We start from the raw sequence: 17392 nt of genomic DNA, 5'->3' as shown, positions 1-17392 counted from the left end.
GAGGCGATGGGCTGCTTGCGGGAGGCGCCGTGATGACGATGACGGAGACGCGGACGACGCGCCTGAGAGAGCAGTTCGATGCTCGCCTCGACGGGTTCTTCGCGGAGCAGGGCGTGCGCGCCACGCTCCACGACGAGCGGTTCCGCGAGCTGTGGACCCGCCTGCGCGCGCTCTCGCAGGGCGGCAAGCGCATCCGTCCGCTCATGCTGCTCACGGCGCATGACGGGCTCGGCGGGACGCGGCGCGACGACGCGCTCCGGTCGGCCGTGGGCGTCGAGCTGCTGCACACGGCGCTCGTGATCCACGACGACATCATCGACGGCGACCTCGAGCGCCGCGGCGCCCCCAACATCACGGCGAGCTTCGCCGCCGACGCCCGCGAGCGCGGCCTCTCCGACGAGCGCGCGCGGTCGTGGGGCGAGACGATGGCGCTCCTCGCGGGCGACCTGCTGCTGAGCGCGGCCGTGCGCGAGGTCGCGCGCATCGGCGCCCCCGCCGAGGTACGCGACCGCGTGCTCTCGGTGCTCGACGAGGCCGTCTATCTCGCGGCATCCGGCGAGCAGGCCGACGTGGCCTACGGCATCGGACTCGAGCACCCCGATGCCGAGGCGATCCGCGCCATGATGCACCGCAAGACCGCGTGCTACACCTTCGAGACCCCGCTGCGGATGGGCGCGACGCTCGCCGAGGCGCCGGAGCCCCTCGTGCACCGGCTCGGCGAGATCGGGCGCGGGCTCGGCATCCTGTTCCAGCTGCGCGACGACCTGCTCGGCGCGTTCGGCTCCCCCGAGCTCACCGGCAAGAGCGCCTCGAGCGACCTGCGCGAGGGCAAGGTCACGATGCTCGTCGCGTTCGCGCGTGACGAGCCGGCGTGGCAGGCCGTCACGCCGCTCTTCGGCCGCCCCGACCTCACCGACGAGGAGGTCGGGCTGCTGCGCGAGGCGCTTGAGGCGAGCGGCGCACGCCGACGCCTCGAGAAGGAGATCGAGCGCGAGGGCGCCCACGTGCTCTCGCTCATCGGCGCGGCGCGTCTCCCGAGCAGTCTGGCGGCCGAGCTGCGCCACGCCGTGCGCACGGGTATGGAGCGCGACGCGTGACCCCCCGCCCGCCGGTGACGGGCCTCGCGCTGTACCGTTCGACCGCCCGTGAGGCGAGCGGTCCCGTGATCCGTCGCTACTCGAGCTCGTTCGGACTCGCGTCGACGCTCTTCCCGCGACGCTGCCGCTCGCGCATCGCCGCGATCTACGCGCTCGTGCGCGTCGCCGACGAGATCGTCGACGGTACGGCGGGCGAGGCGGGGCTCGACGCCGCAGCGCAGCGCCGCGTGCTCGACGAGTTCGAGGCCGACACCGAGCGCGCCCTCGCATCCGGGTTCTCGGCGAACCTCGTCGTGCAGGCGTTCGCCGACGTCGCGCGCGAGGCGCGCTTCGGCACCGAGCTCACGCGGCCGTTCTTCGCGTCGATGCGGCGCGACCTCGAGCCCGTCGCGTTCGACGAGCAGTCGCTGCGCGAGTACGTGTACGGCTCGGCGGAGGTCGTGGGGCTCATGTGCCTGCGGGTCTTCATGTCGGATGCGGGCCGCGCGCCCGAGGCGGAGGTCGACGACGCCGCGTGCGCGCTCGGCTCGGCGTTCCAGAAGGTCAACTTCCTGCGCGACCTCGCCGACGACCGCGACCGTCTCGCGCGCGACTACCTGCCCGCCTTCCGTCGCCTGCCTCCCGAGGCGGCGAAGGCGGAGGTCGTGGCCGAGATCCGCGACGAGCTGCGCCGGGCGCGGGCCGGCATCCCTCGCCTGCCCGCGGACTGCCGGCTCGCCGTCGCGACCGCGACCGCCGTGTTCGGCGAGCTGCTCGACCGCATCGAGAAGCTGCCCGCCGAGCGCCTCCTCGACACCCGCGTCTCGGTGCCGACCTCCCGCAAGCTCGCCCTGCTCGCCCGCGAGCGCGTGCGCCTCGCGCGGGGCCGCGCATGACGCGGCACGACGTCGCGATCGTCGGCGGGGGCGTCGGCGGACTCGCGACCGCCGCACTGCTCGCAGCCGACGGCCACCGCGTGACGCTCTTCGAGTCCGGTCCGGCGTTCGGCGGTCGCGCGGGCAGCTGGGAGCGCGACGGCTTCCGCTTCGACCTCGGACCCTCGTGGTATCTCATGCCCGAGGTCTTCGACCACTTCTACCGGCTGCTCGGCACGAGCGCCGACGAGCAGCTCGAGCTCACGACGCTCGACCCGGGCTACCGCGTGTACGTCGAAGGTGACCCCGAGCCCTTCGACCTGCCGGCTGGGCGGGAGGCGGCGCGTGCGGCGCTCACCTCGCTCGATCCCGCATCCGCCGCCCGCATCGAGGCGTATCTCGACTCGGCGTCGTCGGCGTACACGATGGCGACGGAGCGGTTCCTCTACGGCTCGTTCGACAGCGCGAAGCCCTTCCTCGACCCCGCGCTCGTGCGCGAGCTGCCCCGGCTGCGGCGCATGCTCACGCGCAGTCTCGACGACGAGATCCGCCGCACGACGACGGATGCGCGCCTGCGGCGGCTGCTCGGCTACCCCGCCGTCTTCCTCGGCGGCACCCCCATGGGCGTGCCGTCGCTCTTCCACCTCATGAGCCACCTCGACGTCGAGCAGGGCGTGCTCTACCCGCGCGGCGGCTTCGCGCGCGTCGTCGAGACGCTCGTCGGCCTCGCGCGGGCCGCGGGCGCCGAGCTCGTGGCGGATGCGCCGGTCGCGCGCATCCTCGTCGAGCGCGGGCGCGCCACGGGCGTCGAGGTGCGCGGGAGCGACGGTTCCGTGACGCGGCACAGCGCGGATGTCGTGGTCGGCGCGACCGACCTGCACCGCATCGAGACGGAGCTGCTGCCGCCCGAGGCGCGCGATCACAGCGAGCGCTGGTGGAGCAGGGTCGACATGGGGTTCGGTGCCGTCACGGCGATGCTCGGCGTGCGCGGCGAGCTGCCCGAGCTCGCACACCACACGCTGCTCTTCGCCGACGACTGGGACGGAGGGTTCGCGCGGCTGCGCGGCGACACCCTGCCGCCCGAGACATCCGTCTACCTCGGCAAGCCGAGCGCGAGCGACCCGACCGTCACGCCCGAGGGCCACGAGAACCTCTTCGTGCTCGTGCCCTCGCCCGCGCGGGCGTCGATGGCGCGCGGAGGGATCGACGGAGAGGGCGACCCCGGCATCGAGCGCTACGTCGACGGCATCATCGACCAGGTGGCCCGCTGGACGGGCGCCACCGACCTCGCCGACCGCGTCGTCGTGCGGCGCACGCGCACCTCGGGCGACCTCTCCGCCGAGCTCGGCGCGTGGCAGGGCAGCATGCTCGGGCCCGCCCACACGCTGCGGCAGAGCGCCCTGTTCCGGGCGGGCAACCGCTCGCGTCGCGTCGAGGGGCTCTACTTCGCGGGGTCGGGCACGATCCCCGGCATCGGCGTGCCCATGTGCCTCATCAGCGCCGAGCTCGTGCTCAAGCGCCTGCGCGGCGACCGCAGCGCGGCGCCCCTGGAGGTCGCGTGAACCTCGGCTACCTCGCGGCGCTGCTCGTGTCGATCGCGGGCATGCTCGTGCTCGACTGGCGCTACCGCCTGTTCCTGTGGCGCGCACCCGCGCGGGCGGCGCTCACGCTCGCGATCGGGGTCGCGCTGCTGCTCGTCGTCGACCTCGTCGCGATCTCACTCGGGGTGTTCCGCGTGGGCGACTCGCCGCTGCTCTCCGGTGTCATGCTCGCGCCGCACCTGCCGCTCGAGGAGCCGCTCTTCCTCCTGTTCCTGTGCCTGCTGACGATGGTCGCCCACGAGCTCGTGCAGCGCATCCGCTCGCGCCGCCGCACCGCCGAGCGGGAGGGGTGACGGATGCCGGCCTACCCGATCATCGCCCTCGCGCTCGTCGCGATCGCCGTCGCCGCGCGGCTCGTGCTCGCGGCGGTCGCGCGACGGCAGGGGCGACCTCTGCCCATCGCGCCGACGCTCATCACGGGGGTCGTACTCATCGTGCTCACGCTCGTGTTCGACAACCTCATGATCGGCGTCGGCCTGTACGGCTACCCCGCCGAGCAGCTGCTCGGTGTGAGGATCGGACTCGTGCCCCTCGAGGACCTCTCCTACCCGATCGCGACCGCGGCGCTGCTGCCGGCCGTCTGGCACCTCGCGGGAGGCGACCGTGGCTGAGCGAGACGCGTCGACCGCGACCAGGCTGCTGCTCGCATCCCGCCCCCTCAGCTGGGTCAACACGGCCTACCCGTTCGCGGCCGCGATGCTGCTCGCCGGCACGGGCGTCGACGTGCGGCTCGTGATCGGAACGCTCTTCTTCCTTGTGCCGTACAACCTCCTGATGTACGGCGTGAACGACGTGTTCGACTACGCCTCGGATGCCGCCAACCCCCGCAAGGGCGGCGCGGAAGGGGCGCTCCTGCCCCCGCGCACGCACCGGCTCGTGCTCGGGCTCGCGTTCGGGCTCACGGTGCCGTTCGTCGTCGCGCTCGCCGTGCTCGGCACCCCCTGGTCGTGGGTCGTGCTCGCGGTGCTGCTGTTCGACGTGATCGCCTACTCGATGCCGCCCTTCCGCTGGAAGGAGGTGCCGTTCCTGGACTCGCTGAGCTCGAGCATCCACTTCACGGGGCCCGCGGTCTACGGGCTCGTGCTCGCGGGCGCGACGTGGGATCTCACGACGGTGCTCGTGCTGCTCGCGTTCCTGCTGTGGGGCATGGCGAGCCACGCCTTCGGTGCCGTGCAGGACGTCGTGCCCGACCGCGAGGCGGGCATCTCGTCGATCGCGACCGCCCTCGGCGCACGCGCGACGGTGCGGCTCGCGCTCGGGGCCTGGGCGCTCGCGGGCGTGCTCATGCTCTTCGTGCCGTTCCCGGGATCGCTTGCGGCCGCGCTCGCGCTCCCCTACCTCATGCTCGCGTGGCCCTTCCGCTCGGTGACGGATGCCGACTCGGGCCTGGCGAACCGCGGCTGGCGCCACTTCCTCTGGGTCAACTACCTCGCGGGCTTCCTCGTCACCCTCCTCCTCATCTGGATCGCCGTGCTTTAGGTGGTCGAGGAGCGCCCGCGAAGCGGACGCGTCTCGAGACCACCCCCGACGTCACACCCCCGGCAGCTGGTCTCGAGACGCGTCGGGCTGCGCCCGGCGCTCCTCGACCACCTGGGTATTCCGCCCCCGCCTCCGGCTGGCGAGCCCCGGCAGCGCGGCGAAGTCACCACGGATGAGCGCCTCGCGCTTCGCCCGACCCCACCCCTGGATCCGCTTCTCCAGCCCGAACGCCTCCCCCACGGTCTCCGTCTCGCGCGCGAACACGAGCTCCACGGGGCGGCGGTGCTTCGTGTACTCGGCGCCCTCCCCGCGTTGGTGCTGGGCGACACGCGCCTCGAGGAACGTGGTCGAGCCGACGTAGTAGCTGTCGTCGGCGCAGCGGAGGATGTAGACCCAGGCCATGCGCTCGAGGGTGGCGGATGCGGGCTGGTGCCGCGGATCTTGTCCCCAGGTGGTCGAGGAGCGCCCGCGCAGCGGACGCGTCTCGAGACCACCACCGACGTCATAGCCCCGTGCGGTGGTCTCGAGACGCGTCGCCTTCGGCGGCGCTCCTCGACCACCTGGGATTGACGCTCCCCGACCACCTGGGGTTGACGCTCCTCGACCACCTGGGGTTGACGCTCCTCGACCACCTGGGGTTGGCGCTCCTCGACTACCTGGGGTCGGCCGCCTCCCGCGACCGCGCGAGCGGTCGCCGCAGGCACAGGGCGGCCGCCCGCGGCCGCGCTACACCTCGGCAGCGAGCCCCTCGCAGCCCTAAGCTGTGGGTACCGGGCCGGCGATCGCCCGGGTTCGTCGTTCCCGTCATGAGGTCCGACTCCCCTCTATGCCCCTGCCCGCATACTCGGAGAACCTCATGACCTCGCGCCTCGCGCCCCTCGCCCTCGTCCCCGCGCTCCTGCTCGCCGGATGCGCCGCATCCGTCGCCGCGCCGAGCGACAGCACGCCGACACCCACCGAGACGTCGGGCTTTCCGCTCACGCTCGTCAACTGCGGGGTCGAGGTGACGCTCGACTCCGCGCCCGAGCGCGTCGTCGCCATCAAGTCGACGTCGACCGAGATGATGCTCGCGCTCGGCGTGGGTGACCGCATCGTCGGCACCGCCTTCCAGGACGGCCCCGTTCCCGAGCAGTGGGCGGATGCCGCGGCCGGCATCCCGGTGCTCGCGCCGAAGCTGCCCAACGAGGAGACGGTGCTCGCCGCGAGCCCCGACTTCGTCTACGCGGGCTGGGAGTCGGCCTTCAGCCCGGATGCCGCGGGCGACCGCGAGGAGCTCGCCTCGCTCGGCGTCGCGAGCTACGTGCAACCCGCCGCGTGCCAGAGCGCGGGGCAGCCCGCGAGCCTCGACTTCGAGGAGGTGTTCCGCGAGATCGAGGAGGCCGGCGCGATCTTCGGCGTTCCCGAGCGCGCCGCCGAGCTCGTCGCCGAGCAGCGTGCGCAGCTCGAGGACATCGAGCCCGCCGAGGGCGAGCCGCTCGCGCTCTGGTGGTCGTCGGGCACCGACACCCCGTACGTCGGCGCGGGCATCGGAGCACCGCAGCTCCTGCTCGAGACCGCGGGCTTCGCGAACGTCGCGGCCGACCTCGACGCCACGTGGGCGCCGCTCGGCTGGGAGGCGATCATCGCCGCCGACCCCGACGTCATCGTGCTCGTCGACTCCGACTGGAACAGCGCCGAGAAGAAGAAGGCCTACCTCGCCGGCAACCCCGCGACCGCCGCGATGACGGCCGTGCAGCAGCAGCGCTACATCGTCATCCCGTTCGCCGCGAGCGAGGCGGGCGTGCGCAGCGTCGAGGCGGCCGCCTCGATCGCCGCCCAGTACGCGGAGCTCGGCGCCAAGTGACCCGCGTCGTCGTCGCCGCGATCGCGCTGGGTGCGGCCCTCGTCGCGTCCGTCACGGTCGCGGTGACGATCGGCTCGGCCGACATCTCGGTCGCGGATGTGTGGGGTTCGGTGATCTCGCACGTGCTCGGGCAGTCGTCGCCGCTCGACCCCCTGCACGACGGCATCGTGTGGCAGCTGCGGCTGCCGCGCATCCTGACCGCCGCCGCGGTGGGCGCGGGTCTCGCGCTCGTCGGCTGCGTCATGCAGGCCGTGACCCGCAACCAGCTCGCCGACCCCTACCTGCTCGGGCTCTCCTCGGGCGCCTCGCTCGGCGCCGTCGCGGTGCTGCTGCTCGGCATCGGCGTACTGCTGCCCGTCGCGGCGTTCGGCGGTGCGATGCTCGCGCTCGTCGCGACGCTCGGGCTCGCATCCGCGTTCGGACCGCTCACGCCGACCCGCACGGTGCTCGCGGGTGTCGCCGTGTCGAGCTTCGCGGCCGCGCTCACGAGCTTCGTGATCTTCTGGACCGCGACGGGCGACTCGTACCGCGAGATCCTCGGATGGCTGCTCGGCTCGCTCGCGGGCGCCCGGTGGCCCGAGGCGACGATCGCGGGCGTCGCGATTCTCGTCGTCGGGGTGCCGCTCGCGCTCACGGGCCGCGTGCTCGACGCGTTCGCGTTCGGCGACCGCTCGGCGGCATCGCTCGGCGTGCCCGTCACGGGCGTGCGCTGGACGCTCCTCGGCGCGGGCGCCCTGCTCACGGGCGCGCTCGTCGCCGTGTCGGGCGCGATCGGCTTCGTCGGCCTCGTGCTGCCGCACGCCGTGCGCCTCGTGATCGGCCCCGGCAACCGCGCCCTCCTGCCGCTCTCGGCCCTCGCGGGCGGCTTGTTCCTCGTGTGGGCCGACACCCTCGCCCGCGCCGCCTTCGACCCGCGCGAGCTGCCCGTCGGCATCGTGACGGCGCTCGTCGGCGCGCCCGTGTTCGCGCTCCTGCTCATGCGCCGCCGGAGCCTCGCATGACCGGCGTGGAGGTGCGCGAGCTCACCGTCCGCGTCTCCGGGCGGGCGCTCGTCGAGCACGTCGCCTTCGACGCACCCGTGGGTGCCTTCACGGCGATCGTGGGCCCGAACGGCGCCGGCAAATCGACGATGCTGCGCGCCCTCGCGGGCATCGAGCGCACCGAGTCCGGCATGGTGCTGCTCGACGGCGTCGATCTGCTCGCCCTCCCCCGCCGCCAGCGCGCACGGGTCATGGCGCTCGTCGAGCAGGACGCCGCGACCGAGCTCCCGCTCACGGGCCGCGACGTCGTGCGCCTCGGCCGCACCCCGCACGAGACGCTCGTCGGCGGCGGCGACGCGGATGCCGCATCCGTCGTCGCGGACGCCCTGCGACGCGCGGGCGCCGAGGCCTTCGCCGAGCGCGACGTCACGACGCTCTCGGGCGGCGAGCGTCAGCGCGTGCTGCTCGCCCGCGCGCTCGCCCAGCAGCCGCGCGTGCTACTGCTCGACGAGCCCACCAACCACCTCGACCTCGCGGCCCAGCTCGACATGGTGCGGCTCGTGCGCGAGCTGAGCGCCGAGGGCGTCACGGTCGTCGCGGCCGTGCACGATCTGAGCCTCGCGGCGGCCCACGCGGATGCCGTGGTCGTGCTCTCGGAGGGACGCATCGCCGCGCACGGGGCGACCGTCGCGACGCTCACGCCCGAGCTCATCCGCGAGGTGTTCGGGGTGCGCGCCGAGTGGACGCGCAACCCGCTCACGGGCGGTCCGCTGCTCGCGATCGGGTAGCGACGCCCCGACCACCTAGGTTTCGGGGCGCCAGCGGTAGAGCAGCGACGGCGGCAGGAAGAACGCGCGGATGCGGGCCTGCGTGCCGGCGGAGCGCAGGATGACGCGGCGCACGGCCGCGAGCTCCGTCGGCGACAGCGCCACGGCATCCGGACGCCCGTAGGCGGAGGTCTCGACGCTGCCGCGGAACGCGCCGATCGCCTCGTTGTCGATCGTGATCTGCCGGGCGAGCCGGTCGGCGAAGGTGCGCGGCGTCTCCGACTCGGGCGCCGACCAGCCGATGTCGCGCGCCGTGTCGCGCACCTCCTCCCACGCGGCCGTCGCGGGATCGAGGCCCTGCCGCATCCGGCGGATGCGGCCGAGGCGCACGAACGCTCGGAACCCCGCGGGGATGAGCAGGATGAGCACGATCGCCGCCACGATGCCGAGCCCCGCGAACACGGATCCGCTCTGCTGGGCGGCGAGCTCCTCGGGCGTCTGCGGCGTCTCGTCGCGGTCACCGCGCGCGTTCGACGTGGCCGTCGCGGTGGGCGTCGGCGCCTCGGTGCTCTCGTCCTGCGGGGTGGTCGGGTCGTCGACGAAATCGGAGCCGTACTGCGGGATCGAGCCGCGACCGGGCGTCGGCTCGAAGCGCAGCCACCCGATGCCCTCGAAGTAGAGCTCGGGCCAGGCGTGCAGGTCGTCGGTCGACACCTCGAAGACGGGCGAGCGCTGCTCCTCGCGGCTGCCCGGCTGGAACCCGACGGCGACGCGCGACGGGATGCCGAGCACGCGCGCCATGACGGCCATCGCCGAGGAGTAGTGCACGCAATAGCCGGTCTTCGCGTCGAGGAACGCCGCGAGCGCGTCGAGCCCCGTGCCGTCGAAGCCCTGCGCGACGGGCGCCTCCTCGGAGTACGTGAACGGCGAGCGGCGCAGGTAGTCCTGCAGGGCGAGGGCCTGCTCGTACGGGGTCGCCGCGCTCCCGGCCACCTCGAACGCCGTCGAGGTGATGATCTCCGGCACGCCCTCCGGCAGCTCGAGGGTGCTCGCGGGCGCCGAGCCCTGACCCGGATCGGTCTCCCGCAGCTGCGCGGGGGTCGGGTGCAGCTCCGAGAACAGGGCCGTGTACTCCTGACCGCTCGCGTTCGAGCCGACGCTGCGCACCGTGAGACCGTCGGGCTCCCAGAACCAGTTGCCGTCGGCCCCCACGACGCCCGTCGTCGGGTACGGCAGCGGTAGCCAGTGCGTCACGAGGTCGCGGACGGTCACGTTGACCTCGGCCTCGGACGCGTCGACGCCGGGGTCGTAGCCGACCGGGTCGGGGAAGTCGTCGAGCCCGCTCGCGCGCTCGCTGCCGATCGTCGGGCCCCACGTCGAGCCTGTGAAGGTGTCGAGGGTCGTGAGGCGCAGGTAGACGGGACCCTGCGCATCCGTCGTGTAGGTGAGCGCCGTCGTGGCGGCACCGCGTCGCAGGTCGTCGCCGAGGGTGACGAGCGGGTTGACGCCCGCGCGCAGGCCGCCCGTGCGCACCGGGGCGTCATCGCGCGCTGCGGGCAGCGCGTAGGGCAGCAGGAGCGATCCGACCGCGACGGCGGCGCCCGCGACGAGGATGACGCGGCGGCTGTCGGGGCGCGCCCCGACCCGCAGGACGGCGAGATACAGCACGGCGGTCACGAGATACCAGAGCGCGTCGGTGAGCCCAGGACGGATGACGGTCGGGATGAGCAGGATCGGCGCGAGCGGGAGCACGACGAGCGCCGGCGCGCGCAACGCGAGGGCGACATCCGCGAGCCACGCGCAGAACACCATGAGCACCGCGATGAGCATGACGATGCCGAGCTCGGGGGTCGCCGGCACGCGCTGCTCGACGATCGACGCGATGCCCGACAGGGCGATGTCGCGAAAACGCCCGACGGTGTCGAGCGTCGGCACGACCCCGAGGATCGCGGTGTCGGCCGCGTAGCCGAGGGTGAGCAGGCCGACGCCCGTCGCGAGCGACACGAGCGGCGGCCAGAGCGGCGAGCGCAGCACACGGCGCGCACCCGCCGCTGCGAGCAGCACCGCCGCGGCGTACGCGACGCCGACGAGCCACCAGCTGAGCCCCTGCAGGGTCACGTGCAGCCCCGCGAGAGCGGATGCGAGCGCACCCCACACGAGCAGCACCCGCAGCCAGCGCGGGTCGCCCCCGCGCCGGCCTCGTGCAGGCCGGGTGGGCCGCGGCGCCGGCGCGGGCGCGGCGGGACGGCGGACGTCAGTGAGCGCCACGGATGAACCCCGCCTCCGTCGCCGACGACCGCCACGAGTCGGCGATGTCGTCCCAGGGCTCGACGTCGACGACGAGCCAGCCGTTGTCGACGAAGCGCTCGCGCGCCTCCGGGCGCATCCCGAGCGCGAAGAGGGCGCCCGACTGGCCGGGACGCCGCTGCCGCAGCACCCAGTCGACGACCTCGTCATCCGCCTCCGCGAGGATCGCGAACGTCGGGCCCGCCGCATCCGCCGACGCCGTCGGCAGCGTCTGGCGACGCTCGAGCAGCCGCACCGCGGCGAGGCTCGTGAGGAACCCCTCGATGCGCTGACCGCCCTCCCAGCGCTCGCCGATCGCCGCGATTTGCGAGACGCCCGTCTCGACGACGTCGACGCGGAAGCCGCTCTCGTCGAGGTGCACGGCGAGCGAGGCGAGCATCCGCACGGCCCACTCGAAGGCCTCGCTCGACGGGGCCGGCGGCCAGTTCTCGGTGTCGGGCACGGCATCCGGGTAGCCCCCGAGGCGCGTGTCGACCACGATGCGGGCGTCGGGGTGGCTGCGGTGCTCCTCCTGGCGCACCATGAGCTCGCCGTGGCGGGCGGATGCGCGCCAGTGCACGCGACGCAGCGCGTCGCCCGCGCGGTACTCGCGCGTCGTGAGGTCGTCGTCGTTGCCGACCGCGCGGCGCTGCACGAGCTGTGCGGCCCCGTCGCCGTCGATGAGCATGGGGCCGCCCTCGGGCAGCTGAGCGACCGCCGGCACGACCGTGAGGCGGTCGACGTCGCCGCACGCGGCCGAGGAGCGGGCCATGCCGAACGGGTCGCCGAACTCGACGACGAGCGGGCCGATCGGGTAGAGGCCGCGACGGCGCGGGTGCAGCTCGTACTGCAGCGCCACCGTGCGCGCCGAGGACGGACGGATGCGGATGGGGCCGAGCTCGTTCGGCTCCTGCCGCTCCTGCCACGGGATGGCGTCGTTCCACAGCACGGTCGGCGTCGTCACGGTGCCCGCGTTGCGCACCCGGAGGGTGACGTTGGCGCTCGACCCCGCGGACACGACCGGTGGCGAGAAGAGGCGGACGACGTCGAGCTTCGGGCGGCGCAGCCGCGCCAGCAGCAGGCCGCCGAACGCCAGCAGCAGGGCGAACGACGCCGCCACCATGAGCTCGTGGCGGCCGAGCCACACGCCGCCCGCGAAGCACGCGGCGCCCGCCACGAGCGTCGTCCAGCCGCGCACCGTGAGACGGATGCGGTGGCTGCGCCGCAGCGGGGAGTCGGAGTCGGGCATGTGCCGGGCGGGCGTTCGGTCAGGCGGGTCCGGCGGCGCCGAGCGGCACCGGGGTGGACTTCACGATGCGGGCCGCGATCTCGGCGAGACCCTCGCGCCCGTAGCCGCCCGTCGACTTCGCGGGCATGAGGCGGTGGGCGAGCACGCTCACGGCGAGCGCGTCGATGTCGTCGGGCAGCACGAAGTCGCGGCCGTCGAGCGCCGCGCGGGCCTTCGCGGCGCGCACGAGCTGGAGCGTCGCGCGGGGGCTCGCGCCGAGTCGCAGCTCGCGATCGACGCGCGTCGCCGCCGCGATCGCGACGACGTAGTGCTCGATCGCGGGGCTCACGAACACCTCGCGCACCGTGAGGATCATCCGCCGCAGCCGCTCGATCGTCACGACCGGGCGCAGGTCGTCGAGAGGGCTGCCCTGCTCCCGCTGGCGCAGCATGGCGGCCTCGTTGGCGGCATCCGGGTACCCCATCGAGATGCGCGCCATGAAGCGGTCGCGCTGCGCCTCGGGGAGCGCGTAGGTGCCCTCCATCTCGACCGGGTTCTGGGTGGCGATGACGGTGAAGGGCGCGGGCAGGTCGTGGCTGCCGCCGTCGACGGAGACCTGGCGCTCCTCCATCGACTCGAGCAGCGCCGACTGGGTCTTCGGGCTCGCGCGGTTGATCTCGTCGCCGATGACGATGTTCGCGAACACGGGGCCCGGTTTGAACTCGAAGTCGCGCGTGGCCTGGTTGTAGACCGAGACGCCCGTGATGTCGGACGGCAGCAGGTCGGGCGTGAACTGGATGCGGTTGACGGTGCAGTCGACGCTCTTCGCGAGCGCGCGGGCGAGCATCGTCTTGCCGACGCCGGGAACGTCCTCGACGAGCAGGTGCCCCTCCGCGAGCAGCACGGTCGTGGCGAGCTCGATGACGTCGCGTTTGCCGTCGATCACGGTCTCGACGGCGGCCATCACGGCCCGGGCGTCGAGCAGGAACTCGGCGGCGGAAAGGGGTCCCGTGGAGGTCTCGGCCTCGATGCCGACGTCCTCCCCGGATTCGGGGACGCGATCCATCGTCCGAGTCTGGCACGCTCCCGTTGATTCGTCACCGGTTCGATGTCCCGTCTTCGCTGGGACACTCTCTTTGCGCCAAACGCTGCAGCGGTTGGCGTTGGGCGACAGGGATGACCGGCGCGCGATGCCGAGAACTGGCGCGCGGACGGCGCGACGCGGGGTCGGCGGGGGACGTCGGGCGGCAGCGGGTCGGCGGGTGCAGCCGGTCGGCGGGTCAGCGGGGCTCGTCGCGGGCAGCGAGGCCTGCGCGGTACCCCTCCTCGTAGGCCTCGCGGCTGCCCAGGCGGAACATGTCGCGCTCGGAGGGGCGGATGAGGCCGCGCGCGCCGGGTGCGTCGAGGCCCGTCACGAGGTGGCCGAGCCCGCGGATGACGGCGACCGGACGGCCGCCGGCCTTGCCCTTCACGAGCTCCGCGGCGGCGGCGAGCTCGTCGGCGATCGCGGGGGCGGTCACCGCGAGGGGGCGGCCGTTCGCGTCGTTGGTGCCCGCGAGGTCCTCGAGCACGACGACTCCCGCGGCGCCGATCGCGGCATCCGTCTGCCCCTCGCGCCACGGGCGACCGAGGGTGTCGGTGAGGATGACGCCGATGCGGATGCCGAGGCGGTCGCGCAGCACCTCGGCGAGATGGCGGGCGGAGCGGTCGGGGTCTTCGGGGAGGAGCAGCACGTGGCCGTCGGGCGCGTTCGACGAGTCGACGCCGGCCGCCGCCATGACGAGCCCCTGGCGGTTCTCGACGATGCGGGTCGTGCCCTCGCCGTCGGCGCGCGTGCGCTCGGCGACGACGCGCACGGTCTCGGCGGTGATCGCGTCCTCGCGGTCGGCGGCCTCGACGATGCGCCCCTCGGCCTTGCTCACGATCTTGCTCGTGATCGCGAGGATGTCGCCGTCCTCGGCGACCCCCGCGAGCGCGTCGCCCAGGATGCCCGCGAGGTCATCTCCCGGGCGGAACTCGGGCAGCCCGAGCAGGGCGAACACGCTGAAGGCCGGGCCGGGGGCTGCGGGGGTCACCCCCCTATCCTCCCAACCCCGCATCCGCTGAGTGGTCGGTTTCTGGCCCCAAACCCGGGGAATGGGGCCAGAAACCGACCAGTCAGCGTCAGGAGACGAGGCGCGGGATGACCTCGCGGCCGAAGGTCTCGAGGAACGCGTGCTGGTCGCGTGAGACGTTGTGCAGGTAGACGCGGTCGAAGCCGAGGTCGAGGTAGCGCTGGATGTGGGCGCGATGCACGTCCGGGTCGTCCGAGATGAGCACGCGCCCCTCGAAGTGCTCGGCCCGCACCGTGCGGGCGATCTGCTCGAGCTCGAACGGCGAGCGGATGTCGGACTTCGGGAACCGCATCCCCGCGTTCGGCCACTCCCGCAGCGCGTTCGCGACCGCCTCGTCGCGCGTCGGCGCCCAGCTCAAGTGCAGGCGGATGATGCGCGTCTGCGTGCGCGGATCGCGCCCCACCTCGCGCCCGCCCTCCGCGAAGCGCTGCAGCAGTGGCGCGACCTTCTCGACCGGCGCCCCGTCGACGACGATCCCGTCGACCGTGCGGCCCGCGCGCTTCGCCGTCACCGGACCGGCCGTGCCGATCAGGATGGGCGGGGCGGCATCCGGCATCGTCCACAGCCGCGTCGACTCGAGCTTGTAGTAACGGCCCTCGTGCCGGGCGTCGCGCCCCGCGAGGGATGCCGCGAAGAGCTTCTTGATGATGTCGACCGCCTCGAACATGCGGTCGATGCGCTCCGGTGCCTCGGGCCAGTAGCGGCCCACGACGTGCTCGTTGATGGCCTCGCCCGAGCCGAGCCCGAGCCAGTGGCGCCCGGGGTACATCGCGGCCAGCGTCGCCGAGGCCTGCGCGACCATCGCCGGATGCCACCGGAACGTCGGCGCCGTCACGCCCGTGCCGAGGTCGCCCGCCGTCACCTGGCCGAGCGCCGACAGCACATTCCACACGAAACTCGCCTGCCCCTGCTGCGGCACCCACGGCTGGAAGTGGTCGGCCGCCATGACCCCCGTGAACCCGGATGCCTCCGCTGCCTGGGCGAGCGCGATCACCTCGTTCGGGGCGAAGCGCTCGAGCATCGCGGCGTAGCCGATGTGCGGATGGGTCCGGGTGGTCACGGGGTCCATCATTCCGTGTGTGCGCGCGTATACCGATTGCAGTCAGGGAGCACAATCACACGCGCTGATCGCCGTCGAGGCCCGCACGTGTTTGGCGTTCCAACCGGCGGCTCGCAGCAAGGTCCCGACCGCTTCAACGGTAATGTGCCGGGCACCGGTTCCGTGGTACTCGCTATCGAGAGCGTCGCTCGATGCGCGCAGCCACTCAAGCATACGAATTGCAGAGTTCCTGTCGCGCAAGCGAAGTGCCATCACGCAGTCACTCAAGACGACCGGGCCGTCCACCATACGCGTTCGCCCGGCGCTCCTTGGGCCCACGCGGGGGAACAGAACCAGATGACCTGGAGTCGCGAGCGCGCGATTTCCGCCTGTCTTCCCCAGCACCACCGCACCGGCGAGATCCGTCGAATGAATGAAGGGGGTGTCGCCCCCCTGATCAGCCACGCGGACCGGGACCCGGCCACGGACGATCTCGACGCAGTTACATACACCCAGAGGGGCCCGCCCCAGGTGCGCCGAGCGACCGGCCTTCACCAACGAATCTGTCCGATCTATCGTCACGAGCACCGCGTTAACGACCGCCCCTCGAAACGACCGGGCCCCCAAACTTACACGTGCGGACACCGCGAACTCTCGCTCGATGGCTGCCCAGACAGGGCGGTCGCGGATGTTGTGCAAGACGCCCTCGGGGAGGATCGCTGCAATTCCCGACAGATTTGGGAGCTCCTCGATGACACGCCAGACAAACGCGGCAGCCGGACTCACACTCAGCCGGGTCCCGGCAAGTTCGATCGCGACACCAGAGCCGCCGCGGAAGGAGTACGGCGGGTTGAGGAGCACCCAGAGACGTTCCGCCGCGCCAGCACAGTTCCAAACCGGCGACGCGGACACGGAGCGATGGCTCAGGACATCTGCTACTCCGACAAACCAGTCAGGTTTCGCCCGCGCCAACAGCCGTACCGTAGGCGAATGAGAATCGGCCGCTAGAACTTCAACTCCTGGAAAGCGCCGACCGATCGCACTGAGGAGGGCCCCCTCGCCAGCTGCAGGGTCGAAGACCGTAAGACGACCACGGATCGGCGGGATCAGCCCTGCAAGTTGGTCGGCTACGGAGTCAGTCGAGTAATAGCGGTCGACAGACACTACGCCGCAGATCCGAACTCGCCCACTCGCCGGTACAAGTCGGACTTGACGAACGCCGAGATGTCGTACAGGCACAAACGCGCTTCACCCGCGGTTCTGTTCGTCGAACGCACGGGATTATCGTAGACAAGCTCAACGCTCTCGGGGTAGGCCAGAGCGAAGAGGACAGCGCCCACAGCGTGCGGCTTGGTGCCGATAGGGGCGACCTTCATCGGGGCCTCGGGATACGCACGGCGAATTCGGTAGAGCTCGTGGTAGAGGTCGAACGGACAGTTGGCCTTCGCCTGCCGCGCGCTCCGGCCAAGATCACCGTCCAACGCAACTCGGTTGCCCGCGTACGCGACGAACGGGTACTCAGGGCGGAAGCCTGGCACTCCGACGACCACTACAGTCGCGTCTAGCGGCGCCTGAACACTCTCCAACACGAAAGAAAGCCGGGCCCCTTCAAACCCGAGGAGCGGAACGAACACTGGAGAACGTGATGAGGGGCCAGCCACCCGGGCGAATCCTGGCAGTGGTGCGATGCCGTCGATCCGTTCCGAAAGGTCATAGATCAACCCCGGCGACGGGCTCGTGCTCCTCCTGTAGCTCGCAGGTTCTAAGTACACCATCCTCATTGGCACGTCCGCCTCGACAGCCGCCCGCAATAGGGGCGCCCAAGTCCGATGAGTCAACGTAGTGATGTCCAGATAAACCTCTCCAGCCATCGCTCTCAGCATGTCTTGAAGCGAGGTTGCATCGTGGAGACGGCAAGACCAACTCGTCCCACCAACGTCGGCGGTGATCGAGTCGTCGCTCTCATCGATCGCACTGAAGAGTACGCCTGTCGCGGCGCGGGCTGCTACCCACTCGGGTGTGAGCTGGCCCCGCTCTTCGATCGCTCCAGGCCCATGCAAGTAGTACGATCCGGGCGGGGGCTGCAGCAGGTCTCGAGCCATCT

Annotated in this window: 17 protein-coding genes; 9 read left to right on the top strand and 8 right to left on the bottom strand. The window is 72.4% G+C overall.

Annotated elements, in window-relative coordinates; genetic code table 11:
- Nucleotides 1-32: 32 nt before the first annotated feature.
- The 6 genes from H4J02_RS03955 to H4J02_RS03930 are packed head-to-tail and all read left to right on the top strand — an operon-like array spanning nt 33 to nt 5031.
- Nucleotides 33-1097, top strand: a complete 1065-nt coding sequence (locus H4J02_RS03955) for a polyprenyl synthetase family protein (protein WP_187675815.1) — start codon at nt 33-35, stop codon at nt 1095-1097.
- Nucleotides 1094-1972: a phytoene/squalene synthase family protein gene (locus tag H4J02_RS03950; protein ID WP_187675814.1), complete on the top strand. Its 879-nt coding sequence runs from the start codon at nt 1094-1096 to the stop codon at nt 1970-1972. Before H4J02_RS03955 ends, H4J02_RS03950 begins: the two co-directional genes overlap by 4 nt.
- The gene (crtI, locus tag H4J02_RS03945; protein ID WP_187675813.1) at nt 1969-3513 is read left to right on the top strand and encodes a phytoene desaturase family protein; all 1545 of its coding nucleotides are present in this window, start codon (nt 1969-1971) and stop codon (nt 3511-3513) included. Before H4J02_RS03950 ends, crtI begins: the two co-directional genes overlap by 4 nt.
- Nucleotides 3510-3845, top strand: coding sequence for a lycopene cyclase domain-containing protein (locus H4J02_RS03940; RefSeq protein WP_262406208.1), 336 nt, complete (start codon nt 3510-3512; stop codon nt 3843-3845). The genes crtI and H4J02_RS03940 overlap by 4 nt, the downstream gene beginning before the upstream one ends.
- A 3-nt stretch (nt 3846-3848) precedes the next feature.
- The gene (locus tag H4J02_RS03935; RefSeq protein WP_187675812.1) at nt 3849-4163 is read left to right on the top strand and encodes a lycopene cyclase domain-containing protein; all 315 of its coding nucleotides are present in this window, start codon (nt 3849-3851) and stop codon (nt 4161-4163) included.
- On the top strand, nt 4156-5031 hold the full coding sequence (locus tag H4J02_RS03930; protein WP_187675811.1) for a prenyltransferase: 876 nt from the start codon (nt 4156-4158) through the stop codon (nt 5029-5031). Before H4J02_RS03935 ends, H4J02_RS03930 begins: the two co-directional genes overlap by 8 nt.
- A 51-nt stretch (nt 5032-5082) precedes the next feature.
- Here H4J02_RS03930 and H4J02_RS03925 read toward each other — a convergent pair whose 3' ends face one another.
- On the bottom strand, nt 5083-5433 hold the full coding sequence (locus tag H4J02_RS03925) for a GIY-YIG nuclease family protein (RefSeq protein ID WP_187675810.1): 351 nt from the start codon (nt 5431-5433) through the stop codon (nt 5083-5085).
- A gap of 424 nt (nt 5434-5857) precedes the next feature.
- On the opposite strand from H4J02_RS03925, the gene H4J02_RS03920 reads away from it, so the two are divergent.
- The 3 genes from H4J02_RS03920 to H4J02_RS03910 are packed head-to-tail and all read left to right on the top strand — an operon-like array spanning nt 5858 to nt 8642.
- Complete coding sequence (locus tag H4J02_RS03920) at nt 5858-6874, top strand: putative F420-0 ABC transporter substrate-binding protein (protein WP_262406207.1); 1017 nt, start codon at nt 5858-5860, stop codon at nt 6872-6874.
- On the top strand, nt 6871-7875 hold the full coding sequence (locus H4J02_RS03915) for a putative F420-0 ABC transporter permease subunit (RefSeq protein WP_187675809.1): 1005 nt from the start codon (nt 6871-6873) through the stop codon (nt 7873-7875). The genes H4J02_RS03920 and H4J02_RS03915 overlap by 4 nt, the downstream gene beginning before the upstream one ends.
- A complete protein-coding gene (locus H4J02_RS03910) occupies nt 7872-8642 on the top strand; it encodes an ABC transporter ATP-binding protein (RefSeq protein WP_187675808.1) in 771 nt (256 codons plus the stop codon). Before H4J02_RS03915 ends, H4J02_RS03910 begins: the two co-directional genes overlap by 4 nt.
- A gap of 15 nt (nt 8643-8657) precedes the next feature.
- Here H4J02_RS03910 and H4J02_RS03905 read toward each other — a convergent pair whose 3' ends face one another.
- The 7 genes from H4J02_RS03905 to H4J02_RS03875 form a co-directional block, all read right to left on the bottom strand.
- A complete protein-coding gene (locus H4J02_RS03905) occupies nt 8658-10889 on the bottom strand; it encodes a DUF3488 and transglutaminase-like domain-containing protein (protein ID WP_187675807.1) in 2232 nt (743 codons plus the stop codon).
- The gene (locus tag H4J02_RS03900; protein ID WP_187675806.1) at nt 10876-12156 is read right to left on the bottom strand and encodes a DUF58 domain-containing protein; all 1281 of its coding nucleotides are present in this window, start codon (nt 12154-12156) and stop codon (nt 10876-10878) included. Before H4J02_RS03900 ends, H4J02_RS03905 begins: the two co-directional genes overlap by 14 nt.
- Before the next feature lie 19 nt (nt 12157-12175).
- Entirely contained in the window at nt 12176-13099 is a 924-nt protein-coding gene (locus H4J02_RS03895) for a MoxR family ATPase (protein WP_262406295.1), read from the bottom strand.
- Nucleotides 13100-13415: 316 nt separating this feature from the next.
- Nucleotides 13416-14210: a coenzyme F420-0:L-glutamate ligase gene (locus H4J02_RS03890; protein ID WP_262406206.1), complete on the bottom strand. Its 795-nt coding sequence runs from the start codon at nt 14208-14210 to the stop codon at nt 13416-13418.
- A gap of 88 nt (nt 14211-14298) precedes the next feature.
- Nucleotides 14299-15318: a TIGR03557 family F420-dependent LLM class oxidoreductase gene (locus H4J02_RS03885; protein WP_262406205.1), complete on the bottom strand. Its 1020-nt coding sequence runs from the start codon at nt 15316-15318 to the stop codon at nt 14299-14301.
- A gap of 33 nt (nt 15319-15351) precedes the next feature.
- On the bottom strand, nt 15352-16149 hold the full coding sequence (locus H4J02_RS03880) for a hypothetical protein (RefSeq protein WP_187675802.1): 798 nt from the start codon (nt 16147-16149) through the stop codon (nt 15352-15354).
- Between the two features lie 302 nt (nt 16150-16451).
- Nucleotides 16452-17390: a hypothetical protein gene (locus H4J02_RS03875; RefSeq protein WP_187675801.1), complete on the bottom strand. Its 939-nt coding sequence runs from the start codon at nt 17388-17390 to the stop codon at nt 16452-16454.
- Between the last annotated feature and the right edge of the window lie 2 nt (nt 17391-17392).

Origin of the sequence: Protaetiibacter sp. SSC-01, from assembly GCF_014483895.1 — a bacterium.
Taxonomy (GTDB): domain Bacteria; phylum Actinomycetota; class Actinomycetes; order Actinomycetales; family Microbacteriaceae; genus Homoserinibacter.
This window is presented reverse-complemented; position numbering and strand designations above follow the sequence as displayed.